The organism is Woeseia oceani (genome assembly GCF_001677435.1).
Lineage (GTDB): Bacteria > Pseudomonadota > Gammaproteobacteria > Steroidobacterales > Woeseiaceae > Woeseia > Woeseia oceani.
Genome location: NZ_CP016268.1, coordinates 2,686,401 through 2,712,303, shown reverse-complemented (window position 1 = coordinate 2,712,303; position 25,903 = coordinate 2,686,401). Strand labels below are relative to the sequence as shown.

Annotated in this window: 24 protein-coding genes; 17 read left to right on the top strand and 7 right to left on the bottom strand. The window is 59.1% G+C overall.

Translation table 11 applies throughout. From position 1 onward, the window contains the following. Positions 1–159: 159 nt before the first annotated feature. The 3 genes from BA177_RS12210 (at position 160) to BA177_RS12200 (ending at position 2,716) form a co-directional block, all read left to right on the top strand. Positions 160–372, top strand: coding sequence for a cold-shock protein (locus BA177_RS12210; protein ID WP_068619302.1), 213 nt, complete (start codon positions 160–162; stop codon positions 370–372). 427 nt (positions 373–799) lie between these two features. Continuing rightward, positions 800–1,495: a DUF2461 domain-containing protein gene (locus tag BA177_RS12205; protein ID WP_068616585.1), complete on the top strand. Its 696-nt coding sequence runs from the start codon at positions 800–802 to the stop codon at positions 1,493–1,495. A 147-nt stretch (positions 1,496–1,642) separates the two neighbouring features. Next, the gene (locus BA177_RS12200; protein ID WP_068616582.1) at positions 1,643–2,716 is read left to right on the top strand and encodes a Leu/Phe/Val dehydrogenase; all 1,074 of its coding nucleotides are present in this window, start codon (positions 1,643–1,645) and stop codon (positions 2,714–2,716) included. A 75-nt stretch (positions 2,717–2,791) separates the two neighbouring features. Here BA177_RS12200 and BA177_RS12195 read toward each other — a convergent pair whose 3' ends face one another. Next, positions 2,792–3,373, bottom strand: a complete 582-nt coding sequence (locus BA177_RS12195; RefSeq protein ID WP_068616580.1) for a peroxiredoxin family protein — start codon at positions 3,371–3,373, stop codon at positions 2,792–2,794. 276 nt (positions 3,374–3,649) lie between these two features. Here BA177_RS12195 and BA177_RS12190 point away from each other — a divergent pair, with 276 nt between their 5' ends. From BA177_RS12190 to glpK, 3 genes are read left to right on the top strand one after another with little or no spacing between them, the layout of a single operon-like run. Beyond that, positions 3,650–5,569 (top strand): acetoacetate--CoA ligase, encoded by a 1,920-nt coding sequence (locus BA177_RS12190; protein ID WP_068616578.1) that lies wholly within the window; start codon positions 3,650–3,652, stop codon positions 5,567–5,569. Next, positions 5,569–6,087, top strand: coding sequence for a thioesterase family protein (locus tag BA177_RS12185; RefSeq protein WP_082990080.1), 519 nt, complete (start codon positions 5,569–5,571; stop codon positions 6,085–6,087). Before BA177_RS12190 ends, BA177_RS12185 begins: the two co-directional genes overlap by 1 nt. After that, complete coding sequence (gene glpK, locus BA177_RS12180) at positions 6,080–7,564, top strand: glycerol kinase GlpK (RefSeq protein ID WP_068616574.1); 1,485 nt, start codon at positions 6,080–6,082, stop codon at positions 7,562–7,564. Before BA177_RS12185 ends, glpK begins: the two co-directional genes overlap by 8 nt. On the opposite strand, the gene BA177_RS12175 is transcribed toward glpK, so the two are convergent. Continuing rightward, positions 7,529–8,578 carry a glycosyltransferase family 4 protein gene (locus BA177_RS12175; protein WP_068616572.1) on the bottom strand — a complete coding sequence of 350 codons (1,050 nt, stop codon included), beginning with the start codon at positions 8,576–8,578 and terminating at the stop codon, positions 7,529–7,531. The two genes, glpK and BA177_RS12175, sit on opposite strands and share 36 nt — an antisense overlap. Before the next feature lie 154 nt (positions 8,579–8,732). Between BA177_RS12175 and BA177_RS12170 the strand changes: the two genes are divergently transcribed. Further along, positions 8,733–9,254, top strand: a complete 522-nt coding sequence (locus tag BA177_RS12170; protein ID WP_068616570.1) for a phosphatase PAP2 family protein — start codon at positions 8,733–8,735, stop codon at positions 9,252–9,254. Here BA177_RS12170 and BA177_RS12165 read toward each other — a convergent pair. Genes BA177_RS12165 through BA177_RS12155 form a run of 3 tightly spaced genes read right to left on the bottom strand, consistent with a single transcriptional unit; the run spans position 9,251 to position 10,640 of the window. Next, positions 9,251–9,637: a diacylglycerol kinase gene (locus BA177_RS12165; RefSeq protein ID WP_068616568.1), complete on the bottom strand. Its 387-nt coding sequence runs from the start codon at positions 9,635–9,637 to the stop codon at positions 9,251–9,253. The two genes, BA177_RS12170 and BA177_RS12165, sit on opposite strands and share 4 nt — an antisense overlap. 51 nt (positions 9,638–9,688) lie before the next feature. After that, positions 9,689–9,880 carry a hypothetical protein gene (locus BA177_RS12160; protein WP_068616566.1) on the bottom strand — a complete coding sequence of 64 codons (192 nt, stop codon included), beginning with the start codon at positions 9,878–9,880 and terminating at the stop codon, positions 9,689–9,691. Further along, positions 9,858–10,640 carry a UDP-2,3-diacylglucosamine diphosphatase gene (locus tag BA177_RS12155; RefSeq protein ID WP_068616564.1) on the bottom strand — a complete coding sequence of 261 codons (783 nt, stop codon included), beginning with the start codon at positions 10,638–10,640 and terminating at the stop codon, positions 9,858–9,860. Before BA177_RS12155 ends, BA177_RS12160 begins: the two co-directional genes overlap by 23 nt. Positions 10,641–10,806: 166 nt before the next feature. Between BA177_RS12155 and BA177_RS12150 the strand changes: the two genes are divergently transcribed. The 5 genes from BA177_RS12150 to BA177_RS12130 are packed head-to-tail and all read left to right on the top strand — an operon-like array spanning position 10,807 to position 15,626. Next, positions 10,807–11,271, top strand: coding sequence for a MaoC family dehydratase (locus BA177_RS12150; protein ID WP_068616562.1), 465 nt, complete (start codon positions 10,807–10,809; stop codon positions 11,269–11,271). 19 nt (positions 11,272–11,290) lie between these two features. Further along, a complete protein-coding gene (locus BA177_RS12145; protein WP_068616560.1) occupies positions 11,291–12,214 on the top strand; it encodes an SDR family NAD(P)-dependent oxidoreductase in 924 nt (307 codons plus the stop codon). 31 nt (positions 12,215–12,245) lie between these two features. Then, complete coding sequence (locus tag BA177_RS12140) at positions 12,246–13,427, top strand: acetyl-CoA C-acyltransferase (RefSeq protein WP_068616558.1); 1,182 nt, start codon at positions 12,246–12,248, stop codon at positions 13,425–13,427. Positions 13,428–13,479: 52 nt separating this feature from the next. Beyond that, positions 13,480–14,769, top strand: coding sequence for a serine/threonine-protein kinase (locus BA177_RS12135; RefSeq protein WP_068616556.1), 1,290 nt, complete (start codon positions 13,480–13,482; stop codon positions 14,767–14,769). Positions 14,770–14,810: 41 nt separating this feature from the next. Beyond that, positions 14,811–15,626: a PP2C family protein-serine/threonine phosphatase gene (locus tag BA177_RS12130; RefSeq protein WP_068616554.1), complete on the top strand. Its 816-nt coding sequence runs from the start codon at positions 14,811–14,813 to the stop codon at positions 15,624–15,626. On the opposite strand, the gene BA177_RS12125 is transcribed toward BA177_RS12130, so the two are convergent. Beyond that, positions 15,627–16,997: an ATP-binding protein gene (locus BA177_RS12125; RefSeq protein WP_068616552.1), complete on the bottom strand. Its 1,371-nt coding sequence runs from the start codon at positions 16,995–16,997 to the stop codon at positions 15,627–15,629. Between the two features lie 8 nt (positions 16,998–17,005). Further along, on the bottom strand, positions 17,006–17,707 hold the full coding sequence (locus BA177_RS12120; protein WP_068616550.1) for a response regulator transcription factor: 702 nt from the start codon (positions 17,705–17,707) through the stop codon (positions 17,006–17,008). A gap of 192 nt (positions 17,708–17,899) precedes the next feature. Here BA177_RS12120 and BA177_RS12115 point away from each other — a divergent pair, with 192 nt between their 5' ends. The 5 genes from BA177_RS12115 to BA177_RS12095 all read left to right on the top strand — a co-directional run bounded on the left by BA177_RS12115 (position 17,900) and on the right by BA177_RS12095 (position 25,846). Beyond that, the gene (locus BA177_RS12115) at positions 17,900–18,439 is read left to right on the top strand and encodes a Spy/CpxP family protein refolding chaperone (protein WP_068616549.1); all 540 of its coding nucleotides are present in this window, start codon (positions 17,900–17,902) and stop codon (positions 18,437–18,439) included. 346 nt (positions 18,440–18,785) lie between these two features. Continuing rightward, on the top strand, positions 18,786–19,778 hold the full coding sequence (locus tag BA177_RS12110) for a hypothetical protein (protein WP_068616547.1): 993 nt from the start codon (positions 18,786–18,788) through the stop codon (positions 19,776–19,778). Between the two features lie 35 nt (positions 19,779–19,813). Further along, the gene (locus tag BA177_RS12105; RefSeq protein WP_068616545.1) at positions 19,814–21,061 is read left to right on the top strand and encodes a hypothetical protein; all 1,248 of its coding nucleotides are present in this window, start codon (positions 19,814–19,816) and stop codon (positions 21,059–21,061) included. 13 nt (positions 21,062–21,074) lie between these two features. Beyond that, entirely contained in the window at positions 21,075–23,423 is a 2,349-nt protein-coding gene (locus BA177_RS12100) for a serine/threonine-protein kinase (RefSeq protein WP_068616543.1), read from the top strand. Continuing rightward, positions 23,420–25,846: a PEGA domain-containing protein gene (locus BA177_RS12095; RefSeq protein WP_082990076.1), complete on the top strand. Its 2,427-nt coding sequence runs from the start codon at positions 23,420–23,422 to the stop codon at positions 25,844–25,846. The genes BA177_RS12100 and BA177_RS12095 overlap by 4 nt, the downstream gene beginning before the upstream one ends. The last annotated feature ends 57 nt before the right edge of the window (positions 25,847–25,903 follow it).

Sequence of the window (25,903 nt, the reverse complement as noted above, 5' to 3'; positions counted from 1 at the left end):
CGGCCTTATATTGCCGCTCCGCGCCCATATGCGGACAAAAAATTGCCATAGGGGGCGCGTTTGGCGCCGAATATGAGTAATATGACCGCTGCCCTGACAGCTAGCTGTCTCGGCCTTGTTCCGGCCGGGGGGCCGGGAATTTTACGTACTGAGGTAATCATGGCAGGTGAAAGAGTGACCGGAACCGTTAAATGGTTCAACGATGACAAGGGGTTTGGGTTTATTGAGCGCGAGGGGGGGCAAGACGTATTCGTGCATCACAGCGCAATCCAGATGGAAGGCTTTAAATCACTGAAAGAAGGCCAGAAGGTCTCTATGGAAGTGACCCAGGGTCAGAAAGGCCCGCAAGCGGAAAACGTCATCGCCGAATAACAGGGGCAGGCCACAACGGCCTAACCTCCGGGCGACATCCGCAATTCCGATAGTCCTGTAGTCCGCAGCCCGGTCGTCGTGCCGGGTTCGCATCCCTCGTGGTCAATCGGGGGTCGACGGCACCAGGCGAACCTCGCTGCACTGACGTTTGTGCATACGTTCGCCAGTCGTCGACCATTCGTTGCAGGTCTGCGACTCGGCAAGCGCGCTCCGGCGCTTTTGCGGGTCGCAGGCTACTGCAACGTCGTGCGCGCCTGCTTTCTCCGGCCTGCCGCTCCCGCTGGCCGAGTACGCCCGTGGTCGGGAAAATCACGGCCAATGCGCGCCATCTCCATCCTGAACGGCGCTGTACCGTTATAGTGTCGGCAACCGTTCCGCCGCGCAGGTGGCGGGTTTTCAAAAACGCTGGCGCAGGACGTTGTGACCGATGGCAAAACAAAACAGCGGCTATTTCGACGAGCAAACTCTGCGCTTTCTGGCGGAGCTTGAGCGCAACAACACGCGTGACTGGTTCAACGAGAACAAGCCGCGTTACGAGGCCGAGGTCCTCGACAGGTCCCTGGCCTTCATACAGGCCATGCAAGCGCCGCTGGAGAAGATTTCAGCGCATTTCCAGGCCGTGCCAAAACGCATGGGCGGTTCCTTGATGCGGGTCTACCGGGATACACGCTTCGGCAAGGACAAGACCCCGTACAAGACCAATATCGGTATCCAGTTTCGCCACGAACTGGCCAAAGACGTACATGCTCCGGGCTTCTATCTCCACATAGATCCGCAGCGGGTATTCGTCGGTGCCGGTATGTGGCGGCCAGCGGCACCGGCTCTCGCGAAAATTCGAGCGCGCATCGCTGACCAGCCTGACGATTGGACCAAAGCACGCGACAACCCCGCATTCAGGCGGCAATTCGAACTCGGCGGAGAAAGCCTGGTGCGCCCACCGCGCGGTTACGCCAGCAATCATCCGTTGCTGACTGATTTGCGTCGGAAGGATTTCATCGCTGTCAGCGAGCTGACGCACGCGCAGGTACTCGAACCCAGGTTTTTGCGCCAGGTGGCAGCATTGTTCAAGACAGCCGCGCCGTTCATGACTTTTCTGTGCAGGTCAATGGACTTGCGGTTCTAGTCATTGACACCCGGTGGCTAGCCCGTGCAAACCGCTGCGGTCCGGTGTCAACCGTGATCGGTCAGGTAGCGGGTGCTAGAATCCACGCGCCGCACAGGATCTGCGACGGTGACGCTGCCAGTAAGCTAACGCAACAGAAGGAACGCTATGTCTGCCTTCAGTAATCCGGCCTTCGATAACCACGAACAAGTGACTTTTTGCCGCGATGCGGCAACCGGCTTGAGTGCCATTATCGCGATCCATTCAACCGCGCTTGGGCCGGCGGCCGGCGGTTGCCGCTTGTGGAGCTACGCGTCAGATACCGAGGCACTGTATGACGTCCTGCGCCTGTCCCGCGGCATGAGTTACAAGAACGCGATGGCTGACCTGCGTTTCGGCGGTGGCAAGGCAGTCATACTCAAAACGGCCGATTTTCAGGGGACTGATGCGCTCTACGAGAAGTTCGGCGATTTCGTTGATGCTTTTCATGGACGCTATGTGACGGCCGAAGATGTCGGCATGAGCGTCGCCGTGATGGAAAAGATCGCACGCCGCACCCGCTTTGTTTCCGGCCTGCCGAAAAAAGCCGGTCACGCTGGCGGTGACCCGTCACCCAAGACCGCGTTCGGTATATTCAAGGGCATTGAAGCGGCGGTTAAGTTCAGGTTGGGCAATGACACACTGCGCGGGCTGACGGTGGCCGTGCAAGGCGTTGGCAATGTCGGCTACTTTCTTTGCGCGTACCTTGCCAAGGCTGGCGCCAGGCTGATCGTGGCGGATATTGATCAGGCGCGCATCAACCGGGTGGTTGATGAGTTCGGTGCGAAGCCGGTGGCGCTGGACGAGATTCTGTTTCAGGACGTGGACGTGGTTGCGCCCTGTGCGCTCGGCGCTGTATTGAACGAGCAGAGTATCCCAATAATAAAGAGCACTATTGTCGCGGGCGGCGCGAATAATCAGCTGCAAACCGATGCCGATGGTCGCCGCCTGCTGGAGGCCGGAATCCTGTACGCGCCTGACTACGTGATCAATGGTGGCGGTATTATCAATGTAGCCAGTGAGTTTTACGGCGACGTTGACGAAGACGAGGTCATGAACCGGGTTGCGGCAATCGGACCCAGGCTGACCGGTATTTTCCAGGAAGCCCGGGATTCCGGTTTGCCGACCAACGAAATTGCCGACAATCAGGCACGGCGGAAGATCGCTCAAGCAAAGACGCCGACGGATCAGAATCCGCAGTAACGTCCCAGGGTATCCGTTGTTGCAACAGCCGCGCGCAATTCAAGCGCGCGCGATGACCCGCGAAAATCGTGCCGATCAACTGATGGCTTGCTGGAGTTCCTGCAACAGGTTTTTCGGGTCGGGTCGGTCGGTAATGTGCCGTGATTGCGTTACGTAACTGATCACCCCATCCGCTTTGACGACCAGTGCCGTTGGCCAAACCGTATCTGTACCGTATTGCTGCCGGTGCTTGCCCGGCACGCCAGCCGTGTGCACGAGACCGAGTTGCCGGGCGACCTTGAGTTCCGGATCCAGCCAGAAATCAAACTGCACACCGAACATGTCGGCAACGTGGCGGGTCGTGCTCAATGGCTTTGGCGTAACGAAAATCAATCGCGCGTCGAGCTCGGTGATTTGCTTGTAGTACGCCGTGAGACCTTCAACCTGGCGCGTGCAAAACGGGCACCAGTTGCCACGTACAAACAGGATTACCGCGGGTTTCCCCACAAGAGCGGCTGTGCTGACCGCTTGGTCGTTCTCGTCAACGGCGCTGAATGCCGGCAACGATTGACCGGGTTGCAATGCGACTGGCGCTGGCTTGCCCCGCAGGTTGATGTGCAAGAACCAGCCTGCCGCAACGGCGGTCAACAGCAGGAATACAGCAATATAGATAATCAAAACGCTTCCTTGAAAGGGCGGGCGCAGGACCCGCAGGCTACCGTACCGCTGGCGCATGCACCACCTGACGGACGAGTGCCTGTTCCGTTGTTTGCACATCGCCGGCTTTAACCAAGGTGATGTAAGCCGTCCGGGCAGGATCTTGCCGGTATCGCTACAGGTGATGTCACGAGTGTCGGATTTCAAGCCCGGCAGTCACCAGCCGTACCGGTGCGCATGAATAATGCGGGCCGCCAATGCATAATGCGCCCCTCGAGAAGCTGGTCGGAGGGAAGTATGAGGGGCGTATTGTGGGAACCGCGGGATTCGGCAAGTGCCATGCGGCAATTCATGCAGCAGCACGCATGCAGCGACTATCAGGCATTGCATGCGTGGTCAGTACGCGATCCGGCCGCCTTCTGGGAGTCCCTGGCCAGCTACAGCAATGTCATTTTCCACGACGTTGCCGACCAGACCCTCGAACAGAACGGCGACATGTTATCGGCACGTTGGTTTCCGGGCGCGACGCTCAACTACGCGGAGCACTTGTTGCGCCACAGCGGCTATCAACCCGCACTGATATTCCGCGGTGAGCTGGGCGAACGGCAGGAGATCAGCTTTGACGAATTGCGCGCCCGAGTGGCGGCCGTGGCGACCGGCCTTAAAGATGCTGGGGTTACGCGAGGCGATCGTGTCGCGGGTTATTTGCCGAACTGCCCGGAAGCCATTATTGCCATGCTGGCCGCCAGCAGCATGGGCGCAATCTGGTCTTCGTGTTCCCCGGATTTTGGCGCGAACGGCGTAGTCGATCGTTTCGGGCAGATTGCGCCAAAAGTGCTGTTCTGTGCCGACGGTTATGTTTATAACGGCAAGACGTTCGATTCGCTCGCGACTGTCCAGCAGGTTCTGGATCGTGTCGACAGTATCGAAGTTGCTGTCGTCATTTCGTTTACAGAGCGCGACTGGCAGCTGGGTGATCATCCGGCGCTCCGTCATTGGGACGATTTTACGGCACGCTCCGAACCGCTGGAATTCGTGCCGCTGCCGTTCGATCATCCGTTATTCATCATGTACTCGTCGGGCACGACAGGTGCCCCAAAGTGCATCGTGCACGGCCACGGCGGAACCTTGTTGCAACATCTGAAAGAACACGTGCTGCATGGCGATCTTGATGCCAGCGACCGGCTGTTCTACTTCACGACTTGTGGCTGGATGATGTGGAACTGGTTGGCGAGCGGACTCGCAACCGGCGCTACTCTGGTTTTGTTCGATGGCGCACCGTTCGCCAACGATGGCCGCATACTCTGGCAAATCGTGGCCGACGAAAAGGTTACGGTCTTTGGCACCAGCGCAAAATACCTGGCGGCCCAGGAAAAGGCGGGAGTATTGCCAGGCACAGAGTTTGATCTGCAGCATGTGCGCAGCGTGCTGTCGACGGGCTCACCGTTGGCCCCCGCCAGTTTCGACTATGTCTACAACGCCGTTAGCGCTGACGTGCAACTGTCGTCCATTGCGGGCGGTACTGACATCATCAGCTGCTTCGTGCTTGGCAACCCCGTGTTACCCGTGCGCCGCGGTGAAATTCAGTGCGTCGGTCTGGGTATGGACGTGGATATATTCGACGACAACGGCCAGTCCATACGCGAACAGAATGGTGAGCTGGTCTGCAAACAGGCGTTCCCGTCGATGCCGGTCGGATTCTGGAACGATACCGATGGCTCGCGTTACCGGGCCGCGTACTTCGATCGTTTCCCGGGCATCTGGGCACAAGGTGACTTTGCGGAGATGACTACAGAGGGTGGCGTCGTCATCCACGGTCGTTCGGATGCGGTGTTGAACCCGGGTGGCGTACGCATAGGAACTGCGGAAATCTATCGACAGGTTGAGAAGCTCGATGAAATCCTCGAGTGCATAGCGATCGGGCAGGACTGGGACGACGACGTGCGGGTAGTGCTCTTTGTTGTGTTGCGTGCCGGTGTAACGTTGACCGATGATCTGCAGCAGAAAATCCGCAAGGTCATTCGCGCCAACACAACACCGCGTCACGTGCCGGCCAAGATCATCGCGGTACCGGCAATTCCGCGCACGATCAGCGGCAAGATCGTCGAACTCGCCGTGCGCTCGGTTGTGCACAACAAGCCGGTGCGCAATACCGATGCGCTGGCGAACCCGGAAGCGCTGGAACATTTTCGCGATCTTGCTGAACTGAAGGATTGATGATGACGGACAAGCGGACAGGCGTGACAGTGTCGGAGGGCGTGGTTATTCCTGACTGGATAGATGTGAACGGTCATATGAACGTTGCATACTACGTTCTGATCTTTGACAGGGCAGTCGATGACCTCTGGGCCCGGCTGGGCATAACCGACGAGTACATTGCAACGACCCGTGGTTCGACGTTCGCGGTAGAAAACCACGTCACCTGGCAACGTGAGCTGAAAGAGGGTGAGCCCTACGTTGTAACCAGCCAGTTGCTGGCCTACGACGAGAAACGAATTCATCAACTGCAGCGGATGTATCACGCCGACGAAGGCTTTCTTGCCGCAACCGGCGAATGGATGAATCTGCACGTGAACCTGGATACGCGCCGCGTCAGTCCCTGGCCGGAACAGACGTTACGGGAACTGGCAGCACTCGTGACCGAGCAGGGCGACCTGCCATTGCCTGCCGAGGCGGGCAAGAAAATGCAGGTCAAGCGACCGTTGTTCGCCAACCGGGAACTGATCAATGGCTGACTACCTGCTCGCGATCGATCAGGGAACCAGCAGCAGCCGTACGGTTGTCTTTGATAGTCAGGCGCAGGTACTCAGCAGCGCACAAAAAGAATTTCGACAGTACTACCCGCAGTCCGGTTGGGTTGAACACGACGCCGAGGAAATCTGGCAATCGGTACGCGAGGTGTCGCGTGACGCGCTGGCCGGGAGCGGCCTGGAAGCAGCGGACATCGCCGCACTGGGCATTACCAATCAACGCGAAACCACGATTGTCTGGGATCGGGATTCGGGCAAGCCGGTGTACAAGGCGATAGTCTGGCAGGACCGGCGCACGGCCGCGCAATGTGCTGCCATGCGCAAGGACGGTGTGGAGCCGATGGTGATCGAGAAGACAGGTTTGCGTCTCGATCCGTACTTCTCTGGTACCAAGCTCACGTGGATACTCGACAATGTCCCCGGCGCACGCCAGCAAGCGGAGGCGGGAAAGCTCGCGTTCGGCACCATTGACTGTTTCTTGCTTTGGCGACTGACCAACGGTCGGGTTCACGCAACGGATGCGAGCAACGCATCACGGACTTTGCTGTTCAATATTCATACCCAGCAGTGGGACGCCGACTTGCTCAAACTGCTGCGGATTCCGGCCTCATTGTTGCCGGAGGTCAAAGACTGCGCCGCCGATTTCGGAATGACGGATGCAGCGGCATTCGGCATGCAAGTGCCGGTGCGGGCAATGGCGGGTGATCAACAGGCCGCATTGGTTGGCCAGGCGGGCTTCACCGACGGCATGGTCAAGAGTACCTATGGCACCGGTTGTTTCGTTATTACCAACACGGGTGATAAAGCACTCGCCTCGCAAAACCGCCTGCTGACGACGGTCGCGTGGCGCTTGCAGGGCAAAGTAACCTACGCGCTTGAAGGCAGTATTTTCGTTGCCGGTTCCGCCATGCAATGGCTGCGGGACGAACTGGGCATCATCGACTCCGCCGCCGACAGCGAAGCTATCGCAAACCGTTGCGGTATTGTTGAAAGCGTGCATGTTGTACCGGCCTTCGTCGGTCTCGGTGCACCGTACTGGGACGCCGACGCGCGCGGTGCCATCCTTGGTTTGTCACGGGGCATTACAAGAGACGACATTGTGACGGCAACGGTGCAGGCTGTTGCCTACCAGACCCGGGACCTGATGCGGGCAATGGCTGAGGACGGGATCGATCCGGCGGTCATACGCGTGGATGGCGGGATGGCGGCGAACAACTGGTTTCTGCAATTTCTTGCCGACGTAATCGGCATCAATGTGGAAAGGCCGCAAAACGTTGAGTCCACGGTGCTCGGTGCGGCTTTGCTTGCGGGCTTGTCCTGTGGACTGTACTCGTCGTTGGACGAGGTCGCGGCATTGTGGAAAAGCGATGCGTTGTTCTCTGCCCGAATGGACGAACAACAGCGCGACCAGTTGTATGCCGGCTGGCTAGACGCGGTTTCGCGAGTACGTACCGTCGATTGAGCCGGCGGTTGCTGCATCGGTACACGGCGCCAGGCGCTCGGCGAATTGAAGCGTTGCGGCTTGCCAGCTTTTTGCGCGTGCCTGTCGCAAACACGCGGCGCTGTCCAGTGTCAGTGCCTGTTCGCTGGCGTGAGCGAGGTCTTCGTTCAACACTCCCGTCACGCCGTCGTCGACCACGTCTACCGGGCCGGTAACCGGGAAGGCGGCTACCGGCAGTCCGCAAGCCATGGCTTCCAGCATCACGAGGCCGAACGTGTCGGTCCGGCTGGGAAACACGAAGACATCGGCACCGGCGAGGTACGCTGCGAGTTCGTCACCGAAGCGATAGCCGGCAAAATGACAGTCCGGATACAGGGCCTCAAGCCGCTTTTTGTCGGGACCGTCGCCAACGATGACTTTGCTGCCCGGCAGTTTCAGGTTGAGAAAGGCTTCGATGTTCTTTTCCACCGATACCCGGCCGACATTAATCCAGATTGGCCGGGGGAGCGCGAAATCGTGCGCTACATCGGGCTTGAATACGTCGGTGTCGACCCCGCGTGACCAGACGTGCACGCGCTGAAAGCCGCGCCGCAACAGCTGCGTTTGCACGGCCTCTGTGGGTACCAGTATCGCCTGCGAGTGGCGGTGATGGCGGCGTAGCCAGGCATAGGTCCAGCTAACGGGTATGGGTACGCGTGCACGCACGTATTCAGGAAACTGCGTGTGATAGGAGCTGGTGTAGGGCAACTCGTTCGACAAACAGTATCGCCGTGCCGCCATGCCGAGAGGGCCTTCGGTCGCGATATGTATGCAGTCCGGTGCAAAGGCACGTAATTCACGCGTAACGCTGCGCCGCGGGAACAGGGCGAGGCGAATCTCCGGGTAGCTGGGGCACGGTACCGTGCGCCGGCCCTCCGGTGTCACCATGAGCACCTCATGCCCCATCTTGATCAGCTCTTCGCGAGTGCGGGTCAATGTTGTGACTACGCCGTTGACTTGCGGCTGCCAGGCGTCTGTTGTTATGGCTATACGCATGACGCGGCATGTTGCGTGACGATTGTGACCGTCGGGTTACGCGTTAATGAACGCGACGTGACCTGATTGATGTTCATGAATACTTCACAACATCGTCATTGCGGTGTCGCCAAAAACCGAAAAACTGCGCGCTGTATTGGTATGAGGACAGACCATGTCAGCGTTGCTGCAAAACATCGATCGGTTTGAAATTGATTTGTGTGTGCGAGTCAATCGTCTTTGCCGGCACTCTGCCGTCAGGAATTTTTTTGCGGTCATCAGCAAGCTGGGTGACGGCTATTTCTGGATTGCACTGGCAACCGTGTTCGTCCTGGCGCAAACGGAGAATATCAGCGTGTTTCTTTTCCGGGCCTTGCTGACAGCCGGAGTGGGCCTGGTTATTTACCGTGGTCTGAAGAATCGATTGGTTCGCGAGCGCCCATTCATAGCGCACGCCGGAATCGCTTGCGGCACGGCACCGCTTGATCGCTACAGCTTTCCGTCGGGGCATACCCTGCACGCCGTCAGCTTCAGTATCCTGTTTTGCAGCTACGAACCAATGATGGCGATTCTGGTTGTGCCTTTTGCTCTGCTGGTGGCCATTTCCAGAATTATTCTTGGCTTGCACTACCCGACCGACGTGCTGGCCGGAGCGGCAATCGGCGCGCTGTTGGCCCTGATTGCGATCAGTTTCTAAGGCGTCGGATTTCCGGGCATACCGGGCAGCAGTACCGTCAACCAGACGGCAATCAGCAAGCCGACGCTCAACAGGACGGCGGCCGAGCCCATGTCCTTGGCACGGCCGGACAGGTCGTGATGTTCGTGGCCAACGCGGTCCACGACCGCTTCTACTGCCGAGTTAAGCAACTCGACGATCAGCAGCAGAATGAGCGGCGCGATCAACAACAGTATTTCCAGCGCACTCTCGCCCAGCCATACAGCCGTCGGGCCAAGCACGGCGGTTAGCGCCAGTTCCTGACGAAATGCGGCTTCGTGGCGCCAGGCCTGTTGCAGACCGAGCGCCGAGAAATGTGCGGCATGCACAATCCGGCGTAAGCCGGTGTAACCGGGTTTGGCCATACTCTTTTCCAATAGTGGGTGTGGGCCGGATGGCCCGGGACCAGGCTACGGCTACTGGCAGGGAACCGGTTCGTGTTCTGATTCGGCGAGCCAGTAACTGATCAGCGCGAGGTTTGCGTCGAACGACGCATTGTCATCCCAGCAGCGTGATAACAGTTGTGCTTGTTGTTCCGCAAGGGCATCTCGATCCAGGCCCGAAGTCTGGTACGCCGTTACTGGATCAGGCAGCCAGCGTTTGTTCATTGTTGGTCTCCAAAGTGTGTAATGAGCCGGCATGCCAGCTCAGCAATTGCAGTTTTCCGTTCATGTTCTCCGCGATCGCGGTACGGTGTTCCACCCAATCACCATCGTTCGCGTAGCGGACCCCATCGAGTATGCGCAACGCCGGCTTGTGGATATGGCCACAAACGATGCCGTCGGCTCCGCGGCCACGAGCATAGCGGGCGGCGGTGCGTTCGAAACGTTCAATGTATTGATTGGCGGCTTTGAGGCGCAATTTGATGCGGGATGCGATAGGTGCGTAATCGCGGCCCAGTTTGCCGCGAAGCTGATTGATCTTTACATCGGCATCGACGAGCCAGCGGTAGGCGGTTGCACCAAATTGTTCCAGGCTCGTGCCCGCACGGGTCTGAGAATCAAGGCAGTCACCGTGCACGGTTAGCAGGCGTTCATTGGTTGCGGTGACATGCATTGCTTCCAGTGCAATGCGGACCCCACAGATTGTTTGTCCGGCCAGCTCACGAACCTGGAAATCATGGTTGCCCGGAATGTAGATCACTTCTGTTCCGCTGCGGGCCAGCTGCAGTATCTGGCTGACGAGTTGCCAATGGTGTTCAGGAAAGACCGGCTTTTGCTTCAGTCTCTCCAGATCGATAATGTCACCGGTCAGGTAGATCCGTTCGGCCCTGACATTGAGCAGGAACCTGGCGAGATCCGTGGAACGGCAGGCAGGTGTACCCAGGTGAATGTCGGAAAGCCACAAGGTTCGCAGGCTACAGGTCATGTCGGGTGCCATTGTCAGGAAAATCGCTAGGCATGGGCTGTACCGTATAGGTCATTATTGACCAAGGCCTTACAGAGCGATGACAGTCTTGTGTCAGCACGGCGGCGGATGAACTCCGATCGGCGGGCAGATCAGTTACACTACTTTTTTTGGAGGAGCAGGCGAAATGCTGACGGTTTCCCGGGAAGAACTGGATAGCTACATTGGCAAGGATCTGCCGCCGTCCGATTGGTTGACTATTGATCAAGAACAAATCAACGCATTCGCTGACGCCACTCTTGATCATCAATTCATTCACGTGGACCCGGAAAAAGCGGCACTGACCCCGTTCGGTACAACCATTGCGCATGGTTACCTGACGTTGTCATTGATTTCCTACTTCCTCGGCGAGTGCGGTATTGCACCTGGCAATGTGCAGATGGCCGTTAACTACGGCACTGACAAAGTGCGTTTTCTTGAACCTGTTAAAGTGAACAGTGAAATACGCTGTGTTGCTCGGCTACTCGCCGTCCGGGAGAAAAAGCCCGGGCAGGTGTTAACGACGACACGAATGACAGTAGAAGTTAAAGGGTCCGAGACGCCGGCATTGATTGCCGATATTCTTTCCCTGTTTATATGCGACAACAACTAAAGTAGAAAAGGAACAAGCAGTGACCATTCGATTCGACGATCAGGTAGTAATTGTGACCGGAGCCGGCAACGGGCTCGGCCGCTGTCACGCGCTCGAGTTTGCACGGCGCGGCGCGCGCGTGGTTGTGAATGACCTCGGCGGTTCGCGGGACGGAACCGGCGGGTCGAGCGACGCTGCACGGGCCGTCGTTACGGAGATTGAAGCTGCCGGTGGCGCCGCGATGTCCAACGGTGCGAACGTCGCCAACTATGCTGAAGTCGAAGCCATGGTCAATGAGGTCGTATCGCGGTGGGGCCGGATTGACGTGTTGGTCAACAACGCCGGTATTCTGCGCGACAAGACCTTCGCCAAAATGGATCTCGAAAATTTCAACGTGGTGATGGACGTGCACGTCGGAGGGGCGGTCAACTGCAGCAAAGCGGTATGGGAGCAGATGCGTAAACAGCAGTACGGACGCATCGTGATGACCTCATCGTCCAGCGGCATATACGGCAATTTCGGCCAGACCAACTACGGCACCGCCAAGATGGGATTGGTTGGCTTCATGAATTCGCTGGCCATTGAAGGTCAGAAATACGGCATTCATGTCAACGCGCTTGCGCCAATTGCGGCGACCCGAATGACCGAAGATCTTATGCCGCCGGATGTGCTCGCACTGTTACAGCCCGAAGCGGTCACGCCGGCTGTGGTCTTCATGGCCAGCAAGGAGGCCCCGACACGGCAGATCATTGCAGCCGGTGCAGGTGTGTTTTCGCGCGTGGTTATCCAGGAAACGCCGGGCGTGTTCTTGCCCGACGATCAGCGCGATGCCGATCATGTCGCGGCGGCCTGGTCGCAGATTGCCGATACCGCCGGGCAGGTGGAACTTAAAGCCGGTGGCGAGCAAACCGTGAAGCTGCTCTCGAAAGCGGCAGCGGCCCTTGGAATCAAACTGAACGGCTAGCCTCTCGCCGTTCACTAACCCGGAGAATGCAGTGAAAGAAGCTGTCATCGTATCGACTGCCCGTACAGGCATAGGGCGTGCGTACCGCGGCGTTTTCAACAACACAAACGGGCCGACACTCGCGTCGCATGCCATACGTGCGGCGGTTGAGCGCGCGGGCATTGATGGCGAACTGGTTGACGACGTTATCCTTGGCTGTGCCATGCAGCAGGGCACAACCGGTCTGAACGTTGCACGTCAGGCAGGTCTTACCGCAGGGCTGCCGACCAGTGTGGCCGGCATGACCATCGACCGACAGTGTTCATCGGGCATGATGGCGATAGCGACGGCGGCGAAACAGATCCTGGACGACGGGATGCAGGCGGTCGTGGGCGGTGGTGTCGAGTCGATCAGCCTGGTACAGAACGAGCACTACAATCAGCACCGTATAAAGGACCCGAATACGGAAGCCGCCGCGCCGGATATTTACATGAGCATGCTGGAAACGGCCGAGGTGGTGGCGAAACGCTACAACATTTCGCGCGAACGGCAGGACGAGTACGCCTTGCAAAGCCAGCAGCGGACTGCGGCGGCGCAGGAAGCGGGTTTATTCGATCAAGAGATCGTGCCGGTGACGACATCGATGGGCACGATGGACAAGGCAACGAAAGAGATTTCGTTTCGCGAGGTGACGCTCGAACGTGATGAAGGCAATCGCCCGCAAACGACGCTCGAGGCGTTGCAGAGTTTGAAGCCGGTTTTCGAAGGCGGCGTCATTACTGCGGGCAACGCGAGTCAGTTATCCGACGGCGCATCAGCAGCTGTGGTGATGGACAGCCGGCTGGCCGAAAAGCGCGGTCTTGAGCCACTGGGCATCTACCGCGGCATGGCAGTGGCTGGTACCAGACCGGACGAAATGGGCATAGGCCCGGTGTTTGCCGTGCCGAAGTTGCTGAAGAATGCCGGGCTGACGATGGATGACATCGGTTTGTGGGAGCTCAACGAAGCTTTTGCGGTGCAGGTGCTTTATTGCCGTGACAAGCTCGGTATTGCCGATGAAATACTCAATGTAAATGGCGGCGCTATATCGATAGGCCATCCCTATGGAATGTCCGGCGCACGCATGGTTGGCCATGCATTGATTGAGGGCAAGCGACGCAATGCGAAGTTCGTTGTCTGCACCATGTGTATTGGTGGTGGCATGGGCGCTGCCGGTCTGTTCGAGATTGTGTAGTTGGGGACGACGCGGTATTTTCACCCTTTGCTTCACAGGGATTGACTGACTCTTGTTTCGCGCGCGCCAGAAGCTCGGCAAATACCGGATACTTGGACGCATCGCCAGCGGCCCGCTGGCTGATGTCTATCGTGCATTCGATACCATACACAAATGTCGCGTCGCCTTGAAAATCCCGAAAAAGGATCATCACGGAACGTCCCATGAAGACTTCCTGCATGAAGTCCAGGTCGCGACCCGACTGAAGCACCCAAATATTCTTGCGGTACAAAACGCCAGCTACATAGACGAGCATTTTGTTATCGCGATGGAATTGGGCGAAGAATCTCTCGGTGACCGCCTGGAACGGCGCATTTCGACAGCGCGTGCACTGGATCTGGCCGAACAGGCTTTGGTCTCCGTGGCACATGCCCATGAACACAAGATTATTCACTGCGATATCAAACCGGAGAACTACATACTGTTCGCCGACAACACGCTGAAACTCGCCGATTTCGGCTTCGCGAAAATCAGCGTGCGCACCTTGAAAGCGTCAGGCTCCGGGACGATCGATTACATTGCGCCGGAGCAGGCGATGGGTCGGCCGAAGTTCCAGTCTGATGTATTTTCGGTAGGTCTGGTGCTGTACCGCATGTTCAGCGGCAAGCTGCCGGAATGGCCGTATGAATGGCCGCTGCTGGGGCATGATCGCTTGAAAGCGCGGTTTCGCCCGGAGTTTGCGGAGTTCCTGAAGAAGGCGTTGCGCATCGATCCGGCGGAACGCTATGCCGACGCCATCGAGATGTACGAAGCCTTCGACAAGTTGCAGACGCGGGCGCGACGCCAGCGCCGGGCCAGTGCGAAGTCGTCGTCGAAACAGGGTAGCTCATGGCGACAAATTCGCTGGCGCGAGTTCCAGCGCCGCTATCGCAAGACGCTGGAGACGACTCACCAGTGTCGGCGCTGCGAAGGCCCGGTTGCGGAAAGCATGCAGGCCTGTCCCTGGTGTGGTTTCGATAATCCGGCGCGCGGCTGCACAACGCGCATGCCTGCGCACTGTCCACGTTGTGAGCGCGGTGTAAAACTGGATTGGGATTATTGCGCATGGTGTTACGGCCCTGGTTTTGAAACTGAGACCAACCGGCATTATCCCGACAAGCGCTACAGCGCACGTTGCGCGAATACGCGTTGTCGGGAGCCGTTAATGCCGTTCATGCGTTACTGTCCCTGGTGTCGCACCAAGGTCAAGCGGCCGTGGAAGATAGCAGGCAGCAAGGCAACTTGCAGTGCCTGCCATTCGGGAATATGCGACGACTTCTGGAACTTCTGCGCGTGGTGCCGGGAGCCGGTCGGGCGCGAATAGTCTTACGACGGGCGCGGGCCCATGGAACGGCTGACAATGAAATGACAATTTTGGATGGCGCGAGAACAGCGGATCAGCGCTCACTGTCGATCGCTGGTGGCGAACTCGTAGCGTACAGCTGCGTTGCGCCGGACAAAGAGACCGAGAATGAAGACACGGTTGCCGCGATAGAGTACGGGCCAGCGGCGGCCGTTCTGGTAGTGGCGGACGGCGCCGGCGGATTGCCGGCGGGCAAGCGTGCGTCGCAAATGGCAGTGACCGAACTGCGTCGCTCACTGCAGCAGGCACAAGAAGACACAATGCTGATGCGAACTGCGATACTCAACGGCATTGAAGCGGCGAACCGCGCCGTGCTCGACCTGGGCAATGGCGCGGCTACGACGCTGACCGTGGTCGGCATCGAAGGACGCAATGTGCGCGCCTATCAGATTGGTGATTCGGAAGCACTGGTTGTCGGGCAACGTGGCAGAGTCCGGTTGCAGACGATGGCGCATTCACCCACCGGCTTCGCGGTCGAGGCGGGTTTTCTCGATCAGCGTGCAGCACTGCACCATGCAGAACGGCACCTGGTTTCCAATTTTTTGGGGACGGCCGACATGCGTATCGATATGGGTGCGGCCGTGGAGTTGCAGTCCAGGGATACGGTGCTGCTCGCGAGTGACGGCCTGACCGACAACATTCACCTGCATGAAACGATCGAGATTATCCGCAAGGGCTCGCTGCAGGGCGCGGTTGAGCAACTGACCCGGCTTGCGGCACGCCGCATGTCGGCCGAATCCGGCAATCAGCCCAGCAAGCCGGATGACCTGTCAGTGATTTTGTTCCGCAAACCCGGCAAAGCGAAGAAACCGCAGTAATCAGGTCCGGGCAGGGTCGGGCAACCACAGCACAATCCGCAGTCCGGCGCCTTCAGTGTTCAGCGCACGTATGCTGCCGTGGTGCAACTCGATGGCGCGAGCTGCGATGGCGAGTCCGAGCCCGCTGCCGTTTCGGGATTGCTGTTGTGCGTCACGCGTTCGATAGAACGGCTTGAACAGATTGTCGATCTCCTGTTCCGCGACTCCCGCGCCTTCGTCATCCACGGTAATCTGGTAGCCGTTGTCTTTTTCGTCGAGTTGAACTTTGACCGTGCCGCCCGTCGGGCTGTGGGCAACGGCATTGCGCAACACGTTTTCAACTGCACTCATCAATGCGTCGCGAAATACCGGAATAGTTGCGGTAACCGAGCCGTGGAATTCCACCTGAACGCCATTGCCACCGTCCGCGCGGCATTCGTAGTTTACGTTTTCAACGACCTCGGCAAGCAGTTCCGCCAGTGACTCCGGCAGCGCGCGTTCGGCATCGGCTGCATCGAGTCTCGCATAGCTGAGGATCTGGCCTATCAGCTGATCGAGTCGTTCGGTTTCGTGGTCAATACGTTCGAACTCCGGCAGTTCTCCGGCCTGCCGTCGAGCAAGTTCCAGGGCCACGCGCAACCTTGCGAGCGGCGAACGAAGTTCGTGCGAAATGTTGCTCGACAGCTCGGTCTGCTGAGCAGCCGCCTGTTCGAGTTTCTCCGCCATGCGATCGAAATCGTTGGCGAGCAAGCCCAGTTCGTCCTTGCGTTGATTGAGCGAGCCCGCTACCCGGGTGCTCAAGTCACCATCCGCAATCGCACGGGTGGCTTTGCGCAACCGTTGCACCGGCTGGCTCTGGGTTCGCGCAAGCAGGAACGAAACCGCGGCACTGGAGAGCAGTGCGATTATCAGGAACGCAGGTATGCCTTGCTCCTGCAGCCAGCCTTTGTAAGGCGAGCGTGACGGCCAGGCGATGAGCGTCAGTATGTTGCCGTCGGGTGCCACCAGTTGCGGCAGGTGACGGGCAGGACGGACGTTGCCCGGCGTGTTGGCGGCCGACCGTGAATCGGTATCGGGCATGCGGTCACGCTGCAGCATGTGTTGTAAATGGCGCGGTACGTGGCGTTGCAACAGGTCGCGACCCTTGTCATCAACGATGTACAGAATGACACCGCCGCGCTTAGGGCGACCTTCCAGCCAGCGTAACAAGCCTTCCCGGCCCTCGTGCGCCAGTACATCGCCCGCTTCCAGCACGGTATCGCTGTCCGAGAAATTCTCAATCGTGTCCCGCATGCGTTCGGCGTAGTAGTAGCCGGCGAGCGCTGCGATGCTGATTGTTATGCCGATAATCAGCCAGAACGAAAGAAAAATGCGGACGAGTAGGCTACGCATGATGCTGCTCAGGTCCCGGGAATCAGCACGTAGCCGATGCCACGCTGGTTCTGGATGGTTACGGAATCGTTGCCAGCATTTTCAAGTTTGCCGCGCAGGTTACTGATATGGGTGTCGATACTCCGGTCATAGGGCAATAAACGGCGACCGAGTGCGCGCTCACTAAGCGCTTCCTTGCTGACAACGTTGCCCGGTGTTTCCAGCAGGCAGCCCAGAATTTCAAACTCGGTTCCCGTGAGTCGCAGGGCCTCGCCGTTGACCGATGCCTTGCGCGTGCGCGGATCCAGCCGGATGCCACCAAACAGGCGTTCGGCGCTATTGCCCGATGGCAATTGCGCGCGGCGCAATATGGCTTTGATTCGAGCGCTTAGCTCACGTGGATTGAAGGGCTTGGGCAGGTAGTCGTCGGCGCCGATCTCGAGTCCGACGATGCGATCTACGTCATCGCCACGTGCTGTCAGCATGATCACGGGAACTTCGCTGTCCTGGCGGAGTTTGCGGAGTACGTCGAGACCACTGATGCCCGGCAACATGACGTCAAGTATGACGAGGTCGAATTTTTCATTGCGCAATAAATCGAGGCCGTCTTCGCCATTGTCGCAGGTGGTCAGCTTGAGTTTGTCCGGGCGCAGAAAGTCGCTCAGCATGGTTGCCAGCTGTCGATCATCGTCTATCAGCAGGACACTGGCGTCTGTGGAATCGGAAGTCATGGTGTGGCCCGTAGGTACAGTAGGGTCTCATCGTCGGCGAAACTGCCGCGGCACGCAACGCTGAACGGTTTCGTTTGACATTTCTTTGCAGTGCATTGCGCGTTGCTGACGGTACCTGACGGTGTTCTCACTATGCTTCATCCACAGGCTGCAACATCAACGTTGTGCCGATAGCGGAACTGAGGAATGCACATGAAACGACAACTGACGACATTGATGGCCGCGACGGCCTTCGCCGTACTGGCGAACGGTCCGGTCATGGCACAGACCGACGATACGCCGACTACGCGGCACGCCGAGGGCGAACACCATGGCGGCGACCGCTCGAAAATGCATCGCGGCAAGAAGGGCGATCGCTTCGGCAATCCCCGGCACATGGTAAAGCGCCTGCAACGGGAGCTCGATCTGACCGACCTGCAGAAGCAGGCGATTGACAATTCATTGCTGGCGGCGAAACCCGAAGCCGACGCGCTAAGGGACGCATCCCGTGCCAACCACAAGGCGATGCGCGAACTTTCTCCGGATGCCGCTGATTACGACGTGCAGTTACAGGCTCTGGCAGATGAGCGCGGCCAGCTGGAAGCGGACCGGGCGAAATTGCACGGGCGCATTCGCGCAGAGATCGATGCGCAGCTGACCGACGAGCAGCGGCAGCGACTGGCTGAAATCAAGAGCGAGCGCAAAGAGCGCGCGGGCAAGCGACGAGCCGACCGTTCTTCAACAAAAAGTTAGTTAACCCCCGCCAGCCGGCCGCACAGTGTCCCCGAGCCCCCCACTCAGGCGCTGTGCGGCCGGACCCGGCATGAGCCCGCCATCCGGCCCAGGCTTATTTCAAATCAATAACTTAGATTAATTCCGATACGCGTCCCCGAGGCCGTGCGCTGGCGCGGTATCGACGTCGATCTGTTGTTGCGAGTGCCGCACAGGCGTATTAAGGTCTGAAACACTTGCTGGCGGTAGTTTGTGACGGAACTTACCGCCGCCTGTTGCAATCCAAGCAACAACAAAGACGGTGCGAGCGGGCCCCAAACCGCCTCCGCTTGCCACACACAGACCACGCAGTGAGGCCACTTTTCACATGAGCGCGATCAAGCAAAATCGAATTACTACCCTGCGCGGCGCGACAGTGCTGTTCGGTGCATCAATGATATTGATGGCCGGCGGTTGTGCGGTGTCGGTCGGAAGCAGCGGGGGTGGTGCCAGCGGCGGTTCGTCGGGCAGTGGTATGCCGGGTGGCTCCAGCGGCGGTTCGTCCGGTGGCGGTATGCCGGGCGGGTCCTCCAGTGGCGGTATGTCCGGTGGTTCATCCGGTGGCAGCATGCCCGGTGGTTCGTCCGGCGGCGGTATGTCGGGGGGTTCCTCCGGTGGCAGCATGCCCGGCGGGTCCTCCGCCGGGGGTATGTCGGGAGGATCATCCGGAGGTGCGGCCGGTGGCGACATGGCTGGCGGTGCAGCCGGTGGCGGCGGCGCTGGCGGCGGCAGCGTCCAAGGACTGGGTGGGCAGATGCCGGGCGGTATGCCAGGTGCTGCGGGCGGTACCGGCAGCGACTGCAATTCCAGCGAAGTGCCCGGCGGTGTGGGCGGCATGGAACAACCTGCCGATTGCAACGGCGCCGGCGACGTTGGCCAGTACCCCGGCGAAACTGCGGCACAACGCAAAGCACGGCTGGAAGGCGAACTGGAGGAATCGGTGGGCGGCTTCGATGAAGTGCTTGCTGAAGAACAACGGGAAATTTCCACCGTCAGCCGGGACACGGAAGGCTTTGGCGGTGCCGGTGGCGGCGGTGGTAGTGGCCGGGTAGGCCTTGGCCGCCAGGAAGGCATGCGCGGTACCGGTGACAACGGTGCGGGCAGTCAGGCCGGTGCGGGCAACGCGGGTGGCGGCGGCAGCACGCCCAGCGTGGCGGGCATGAGCGAAGACGAGATCAAGAGTCGAACACCTGCCGACATTCCCGATCTGGTGAGCGAAGACATCGTCGCCAAACAGTTGCGCGAGGCGGCGCTCGCCGAAGAAGATCCGGAATTGCGCGAGCGGCTATGGGACGAGTATCGACGATACAATCGGCTGTAACACCGAATGCACGACACGGTACGGACGACCATCACATGACGGAACGTTACACCTTTTTGCCCGCATCACTCATTGTCGCGACGCTATTCCTGACAACAGCCTGCACAGTATCGGAAGTCATCACGGCAGAGCACACCGACCTGGAAGTGGCCAGGCAGGAGATTGCCGAGAACCTGTTACTGGATGTCGGCATTATCAATTTCGACGAGGGCATCCCGAAAAGCAACGATCCGGAAAAAACCGGAGTCTATGAAGAAATCCGGCGCGCCGAAGCGCGCTACTTGCCGTACCACATAAAGACCACGTTGCAGGGCACGGGTTACTGGGGTGCGGTGCGTGTTATTCCGTCACGGTACGTATTTACCGACGTTACGCTCAGCGGCGAAATTGAACGCTCGGACGGCGAGTACATTGAACTTCGGGTGCGGGTTGAGGACGCGACCGGCCGTCACTGGTTTGAACGCAGTTACGATATGCAGACCGGAATCCGTTCCTTCGATCAGGGTCGCGATCGCTCGCAGGACCCTTACCAGAAAGTGTTCAACGACATTGCCAATGATATGCATGCGTTCGCACTGACGTTAAGCAATGCAGATATACAGAGAATCCGGCAGGTTTCGGAGATGCAGTTCTTCGCCGATATGGCACCGGACACCTACGGCGATTACGTGACGACCGACGAGGCAGGGATGAGCAGCTTGCTGCGATTACCGGCTGAGAATGACCCAATGGTTGAGCGTTTGCGGCAGATACGGGAGCGCGATCGATTGGTTATCGATACGCTGAATGAGCATTACGCCAACTTTTACTACGGTGTCGCACTGCCGTACGAGGGCTGGCGCAAGAAAGCCCGGGAAAACGCCATCAACATACGGCAGGTGAAGCGCTCGGCAACCATGCGCGCCCTGTTGGGTGTGGTTGTGGTGGCAGGTTCTCTGCAGATGGATACCGACAGCTCTAGCCGCTCACGGCGTCGTGCGAAAAGTGTTACTCAGGCCGTCGGTATCAACCGCGGTATCGAGACGATCATCAGTGCATGGAACCTGCGTCAGTCCGCCGATATGTACAGGGAAGATATTCGCGAATTGTCGGAGTCGTTTATTGCGGAAGCGGCGCCGCTCACCGTGCAGGTGGAAGGCGAGTCACGCCGCCTGACGGGGACGGCTGAAGCGCAGTACGAAAGTTGGCGCAAATTGCTCAAAGATATCTACCAGTTGGAAACCGGCTTCCCTGATGACTTAGACGTCGGTGTGCCCGCCAGGTCCGCGCAAATCCGCGATTGAGTACCGACGACTAATGCAGGCACTGACTGAAGGCACTTGTCTGTCCAGCCGCTACACGCTGATTCGGCGTGTTGGCGGCGGTGCTATGGCTGACGTATGGCTGGCACAGGATGCCCGCAACGACAGCCAGGTGGCGCTCAAAATTCTGCACGAGAAGTTCGCTGCGGACACTGCCCGTCACGATGCCTTTCGCCGTGAGTGGCAAACAGCAAGTCGTTTGATGCATGCCCACATCGTGCGTGTTTTTGATTATCACGATGACGATGAGCGGCCGTACTTCGCACTGCAATACCTGGCTGGTCAGTCAATATCCGCCTTGCACGGGCGGCCCCTCGAACAAATTCTGGGGCCCGCAGGCCTGATTGCGGATGCGTTGCGTTACGCGCATGGCAAGGGCATCGTCCACTCCGATCTTACCGGTGCCAACATTGTACTGGATGCCAGGGGCGCGCCTTACTTGCTGGATTTCGGGGCAGCGCGGGCTGACGGCGCGACGCAAAGCACCGGTGGCACACCGGTGGCACTGAGTCCGCAACAACAGGCCGGTGAACCGGCACATCCTGCGGATGACATCTACGCGTTCGCGATACTGTTGAATGAACTGGTCTGTGGTGCGCCACCGCTTGCCGGTGAACCGGCACTGACCGACAGCCGTGGTGAAAAACTGCCTGCCAGTTTGCGCGATCTGCTCAGTCGCATGCTGGCACCGGAGCGGGCTGCCCGACCTGACGCGGAGGCGGTCGCCGAGGCACTGAAAACGGCCGGCTTCCCGCCAGGCGTCACGCCACTTGCGGCAAGCGTCAGCAACGGTGCACCGGCGTCCGAAGAAATCGAAGTTCGCTCGGTGCGACCCCGACCAGCGTCGCAAACGGCGGCGGCAAAGGGCCCGGTCACGAAGAGTGGTGGTGTGCCGCTCAGTGCGGTTGTGGTCGGTCTTGGCTTGCTATTGGCGGCGTTTCTCGCGGTGTTATTCGTCCTGCCACCTGCTGACGAGTTGCCTGCGGTGCAAGCAGAATCAGAGCAAGCTGTCACGGCGGGAGCCGGGGAATCCGCAGCCGACAAGCTCGCTGATACAACCGAAGAAGAGGTTGCCGAGTTCAACGAAAACACACCGCGCAGCGACGGCAGCAGCGACACTGCGATCAAGGCGGCCACCGACGATGCGCTCGGTGATCTGCTCTCGCAACTCGAACGCTTGCGCTACCGTGGTATTGATCGGTGGGGCGGACAGGAATTTCTTGATGTCCTCGACCGGTACGGGACTGGCGACGAGGCGTACCTCGCCAAGAATTATCAGGCCGCCGGCGATCACTACCGTGCAGCATCGACCATGCTCGAGCCCTTCTTTGATCGGATTCCTGAGGTATTCCGGGAAACGATGGCGGCAGCCCGTGCAGCGTTTGACGCGCAGGATCATCGCGAGGCAATCCGGCTTTTTGATCTCGCTGTGGCGATTACGCCGGGCAATGCAGAGGCCGAGCAGGGGCTGAAGCGCGCGCAAAATATCGAGAGTGTTCTGCGCCTGATGGACAGTGGCAGGGCGTTTGAGAAAAACCTCGAGTACGATGCCGCTTTGCAGGCCTTCTCGGGTGCGCTGGATATCGATCCACAATGGCAGCCAGCGCGAGAGGCACTGACGCGGGTACGCGCGGCGCTGGAACAACTGGCATTCGAATCCCGAATGACCGAAGGATTCATGGCGCTGGCCAGCAATAACTACGACAGCGCCCGGGTTGCGTTTGAAGCAGCCAAAGCAATGCGCCCCGATTCGCGGCAGCCGGTCGACGGACTGTTGCAAGTTGACCAGGAAGTCCGCCTGTTGCGGATACAAAGCCTGGAATCCGCTGCGTTGGAACAAGAGGAGGCCGAGCAGTGGGAAGCGGCCATCGACAGTTACCAGGAGGCATTGTCGGTTGACGGTGATCTGCAATTCGCAAAGGAAGGTCTGCGACGAGCCACGCAAAGAGCGGGTTTGCACAAGCGTCTCGCGGCTTATATCAGCGAGCCGGATTCATTGAGTTCGCCGGACACAATGCAGGCTGCTACTGGTTTGCTACTTGAATTGTCGCGGATTACGCCCTCGGGGCCGCGCCTCGAAGACGAAAAAGCAACGCTGGCCCGCCTTTTGAAACGAGCGGCAACGCCGTTGCCGGTTCAGCTGCAGTCCGACAACCAGACCGAGGTATCGATATTCCGGGTCGGCCGGCTGGGTACTTTCGACAGCCGGCAACTGGAGTTGCGCCCGGGCTCGTATGTCGCACTTGGCAGTCGGGCAGGGTACCGTGACGTGCGACTGGAGTTCCGGGTCGCACCGGAAATCGAAATGAAACCGATCATCGTGCAATGTGAGGAACGAATTTGACTCTTGAGACGGTGATCATCGACACCGCCGCGGGTGTGCAGCGACTCGGTACTGAGTCCTTGCCGATCCGCATTGGTACCGGCACCGATTGCGAGCTGCGCTTGCCGGGGCCTGGCAGTTCTGTCGTTGCAACGCTGGATCAGCTTGATGGCAAAGCCTTTCTGCAGCCCGGCGTACGCGGCGGCGACATGCAGATCAACGGCGAACCGTTGCTCGGGACCCGTTCGTTGCGCGACGCCGATGTCATTCTCTATTACGGTACGCGGCTGCTGGTGTCCGTGACGGACAGTACACTGACACTCGCCGTCAAGCTTGAAGACAGCGCTTACGTGACCCAACCGCCGTCGGCACCGGGTGCCGGTAGCGGAGGCGCTGAAGAAACCATTGCACCGTCCGCCTTCCGTCGTGCCGCTGAAGTGCGGCCGGCGACGGTAGCGCAGAAGCGCTACACGTGGCAGACGGCGGTTGCCGTTGGTGTTGCGTTGCTGGTGGGCATTTCCTATCTGCTGTTTTCCTCACGATCCATACAGTTTGACGTGTACCCGGGGCCACCTGATCGTCTTGAAGTATCCGGCGGCTGGTTTCAATTGCCACTGGCAGACCGCTTGTTATTGCGCGAAGGCAGCTACACGGTACATGTCGAGAAAGAGGGCTATTACGATGTGAACCAGAGCCTGGATGTCGATGAGTCACCGAGCCGCACGGTCACAATCGAGATGCGGAAGCTGCCTGGCCAGCTGCAGGTCACTACCGATCCCGATGTCGATGCGATGGTTACCGTGAATCGAACGATGCTCGGTCGCGCACCCTACGGTCCGCTGGAGCTGGAACCGGGTACGCATTTGGTTACGGTCCGCGCCGATAACTACTTGCCATTCGACTACGAGCTGACGGTGCCAGGCCTCGGGATTTTTCAGTTGCTGGATGTGCAACTGGTGCCAGCATGGGCAGACGTGTCTATCAGCTCCGAGCCGGCCGGGGCAGTGGTCTTGCGCGGTGAAGAAACGCTCGGTGAAACCCCCCTCTCCATAAGACTCAACGAAGGCAGTCACGATCTGACGGTGGTCAAGGAAGGCTTTAGCGCATGGGAAGGTGTGGTCGATGCCGTGGCCAATGTTGCCCAGGAACTGCCACTGATCCGACTGACGCCAGCGAACGCGCAATTGCAGGTCAATTCCATTCCGCTCGGTGCGAACGTGTCCGTGGACGGCCGCTATCGCGGCCAGTCACCCATAAAGCTGGCTTTGTCGCCGGACGTGGATTACGAAATTGGCCTGTCGAAAGCTGGTTACGGATCGACCGTGCGCAGTGTGCGCCTGCAAGCGGCAGCGACCCAGGCGATCACCGTGGACCTGACGGCGCGCGCGGGCGAGGTAACCATCAACGCCTTGCCGCAAGATGCGGTCATTTATCTTAACGGTCAGCCACGCGGCAGTGGTTCGGTGACTTTGCAGCTGCCTTCGGCGCCACAGCAACTCGAAGTTCGCAAGGACGGCTACGAAACATTCAGTCGCAGTATCACGCCGCGCCCCGGTTACCCGCAGACCATACAGGTTCGCCTGTTGTCCGACGAAGAGGTGCGCATGCGCAGCATCGCGACCACGGTCAGCACATCGCAAGGTCAGGTCATGCGCCGCGTCGAACCGGGCTCCTTCTCGATGGGGGCCTCGCGCAGTCAGCAAGGCCGGCGCGCCAACGAAGTAATAGTGCCAGTGACGCTGACCAAGCCGTTCTACATTGGCACCAAAGAAGTGACCAACTCGGAGTTTCTGCGCTTTCGCAACACGCACGATTCCGGCGGCGACATCCATGCGTCCCTGGCCGGCAACAATAACCCGGTTACCAACGTCAGCTGGGCCGACGCCGTCGAATACTGCAACTGGTTGAGCCGGCAGGAAGGCTTGACGCCGGTCTATGAGAAACGCTTCGAGAAATGGGAGGTCGTTACGCCTTTGCCGGACGGTTACCGCTTGCCTACGGAAGCCGAATGGACCTGGGCGATACGCTATCAGGCGCGTTCGGAAGCAAGCGTCTTCCCGTGGGGCAACCGCTTGCCGCCGCGCCGTGATAGTGGCAATTACGCCGACCAGGCCGCCAGAGAACTCGTGCCTACCGTGTTACCGGGCTTTAATGACGGTTTCGCATCAACAGCTCCGGTTGGCAGTTTTCCTGCCAATGCGCTCGGTATCTACGATGGCGGTGGCAATGTTGCCGAGTGGGTACAGGATTACTATGCTGTGCCGACGCCCGGACAGACAACGGCGAGCGAGGATCCACTGGGGCCGAAACGCGGCGCGCAACGGGTTATACGCGGCTCGAGCTGGCGGCACGCCGGGATTACAGAGCTGCGCCTGAGCTATCGTGACTTTGGCACGGCGGGACGGGTGGATGTTGGTTTCCGCCTGGCGCGGAGCGCGTTGTAAGGAACACGGGATATTTTGCCCTCGTGGCTGTCCAACTGAACAAGATCTCCTTTCAGG

Coding starts and splice junctions, on each gene's coding strand:
- BA177_RS12190 (WP_068616578.1), top strand. CDS start 3,650: ATGAGGGGCGTATTGTGGGAACCGCGGGATTCGGCAAGTGCCATGCGG.
- BA177_RS12160 (WP_068616566.1), bottom strand. CDS start 9,880: ATGAACAAACGCTGGCTGCCTGATCCAGTAACGGCGTACCAGACTTCG.
- BA177_RS12105 (WP_068616545.1), top strand. CDS start 19,814: ATGACGGAACGTTACACCTTTTTGCCCGCATCACTCATTGTCGCGACG.
- BA177_RS12120 (WP_068616550.1), bottom strand. CDS start 17,707: ATGACTTCCGATTCCACAGACGCCAGTGTCCTGCTGATAGACGATGAT.
- BA177_RS12185 (WP_082990080.1), top strand. CDS start 5,569: ATGATGACGGACAAGCGGACAGGCGTGACAGTGTCGGAGGGCGTGGTT.
- BA177_RS12210 (WP_068619302.1), top strand. CDS start 160: ATGGCAGGTGAAAGAGTGACCGGAACCGTTAAATGGTTCAACGATGAC.
- BA177_RS12200 (WP_068616582.1), top strand. CDS start 1,643: ATGTCTGCCTTCAGTAATCCGGCCTTCGATAACCACGAACAAGTGACT.
- BA177_RS12175 (WP_068616572.1), bottom strand. CDS start 8,578: ATGCGTATAGCCATAACAACAGACGCCTGGCAGCCGCAAGTCAACGGC.
- BA177_RS12110 (WP_068616547.1), top strand. CDS start 18,786: ATGAGCGCGATCAAGCAAAATCGAATTACTACCCTGCGCGGCGCGACA.
- BA177_RS12165 (WP_068616568.1), bottom strand. CDS start 9,637: ATGGCCAAACCCGGTTACACCGGCTTACGCCGGATTGTGCATGCCGCA.
- BA177_RS12155 (WP_068616564.1), bottom strand. CDS start 10,640: ATGACCTGTAGCCTGCGAACCTTGTGGCTTTCCGACATTCACCTGGGT.
- BA177_RS12125 (WP_068616552.1), bottom strand. CDS start 16,997: ATGCGTAGCCTACTCGTCCGCATTTTTCTTTCGTTCTGGCTGATTATC.
- BA177_RS12130 (WP_068616554.1), top strand. CDS start 14,811: ATGACAATTTTGGATGGCGCGAGAACAGCGGATCAGCGCTCACTGTCG.
- BA177_RS12205 (WP_068616585.1), top strand. CDS start 800: ATGGCAAAACAAAACAGCGGCTATTTCGACGAGCAAACTCTGCGCTTT.
- BA177_RS12100 (WP_068616543.1), top strand. CDS start 21,075: ATGCAGGCACTGACTGAAGGCACTTGTCTGTCCAGCCGCTACACGCTG.
- BA177_RS12150 (WP_068616562.1), top strand. CDS start 10,807: ATGCTGACGGTTTCCCGGGAAGAACTGGATAGCTACATTGGCAAGGAT.
- BA177_RS12170 (WP_068616570.1), top strand. CDS start 8,733: ATGTCAGCGTTGCTGCAAAACATCGATCGGTTTGAAATTGATTTGTGT.
- glpK (WP_068616574.1), top strand. CDS start 6,080: ATGGCTGACTACCTGCTCGCGATCGATCAGGGAACCAGCAGCAGCCGT.
- BA177_RS12115 (WP_068616549.1), top strand. CDS start 17,900: ATGAAACGACAACTGACGACATTGATGGCCGCGACGGCCTTCGCCGTA.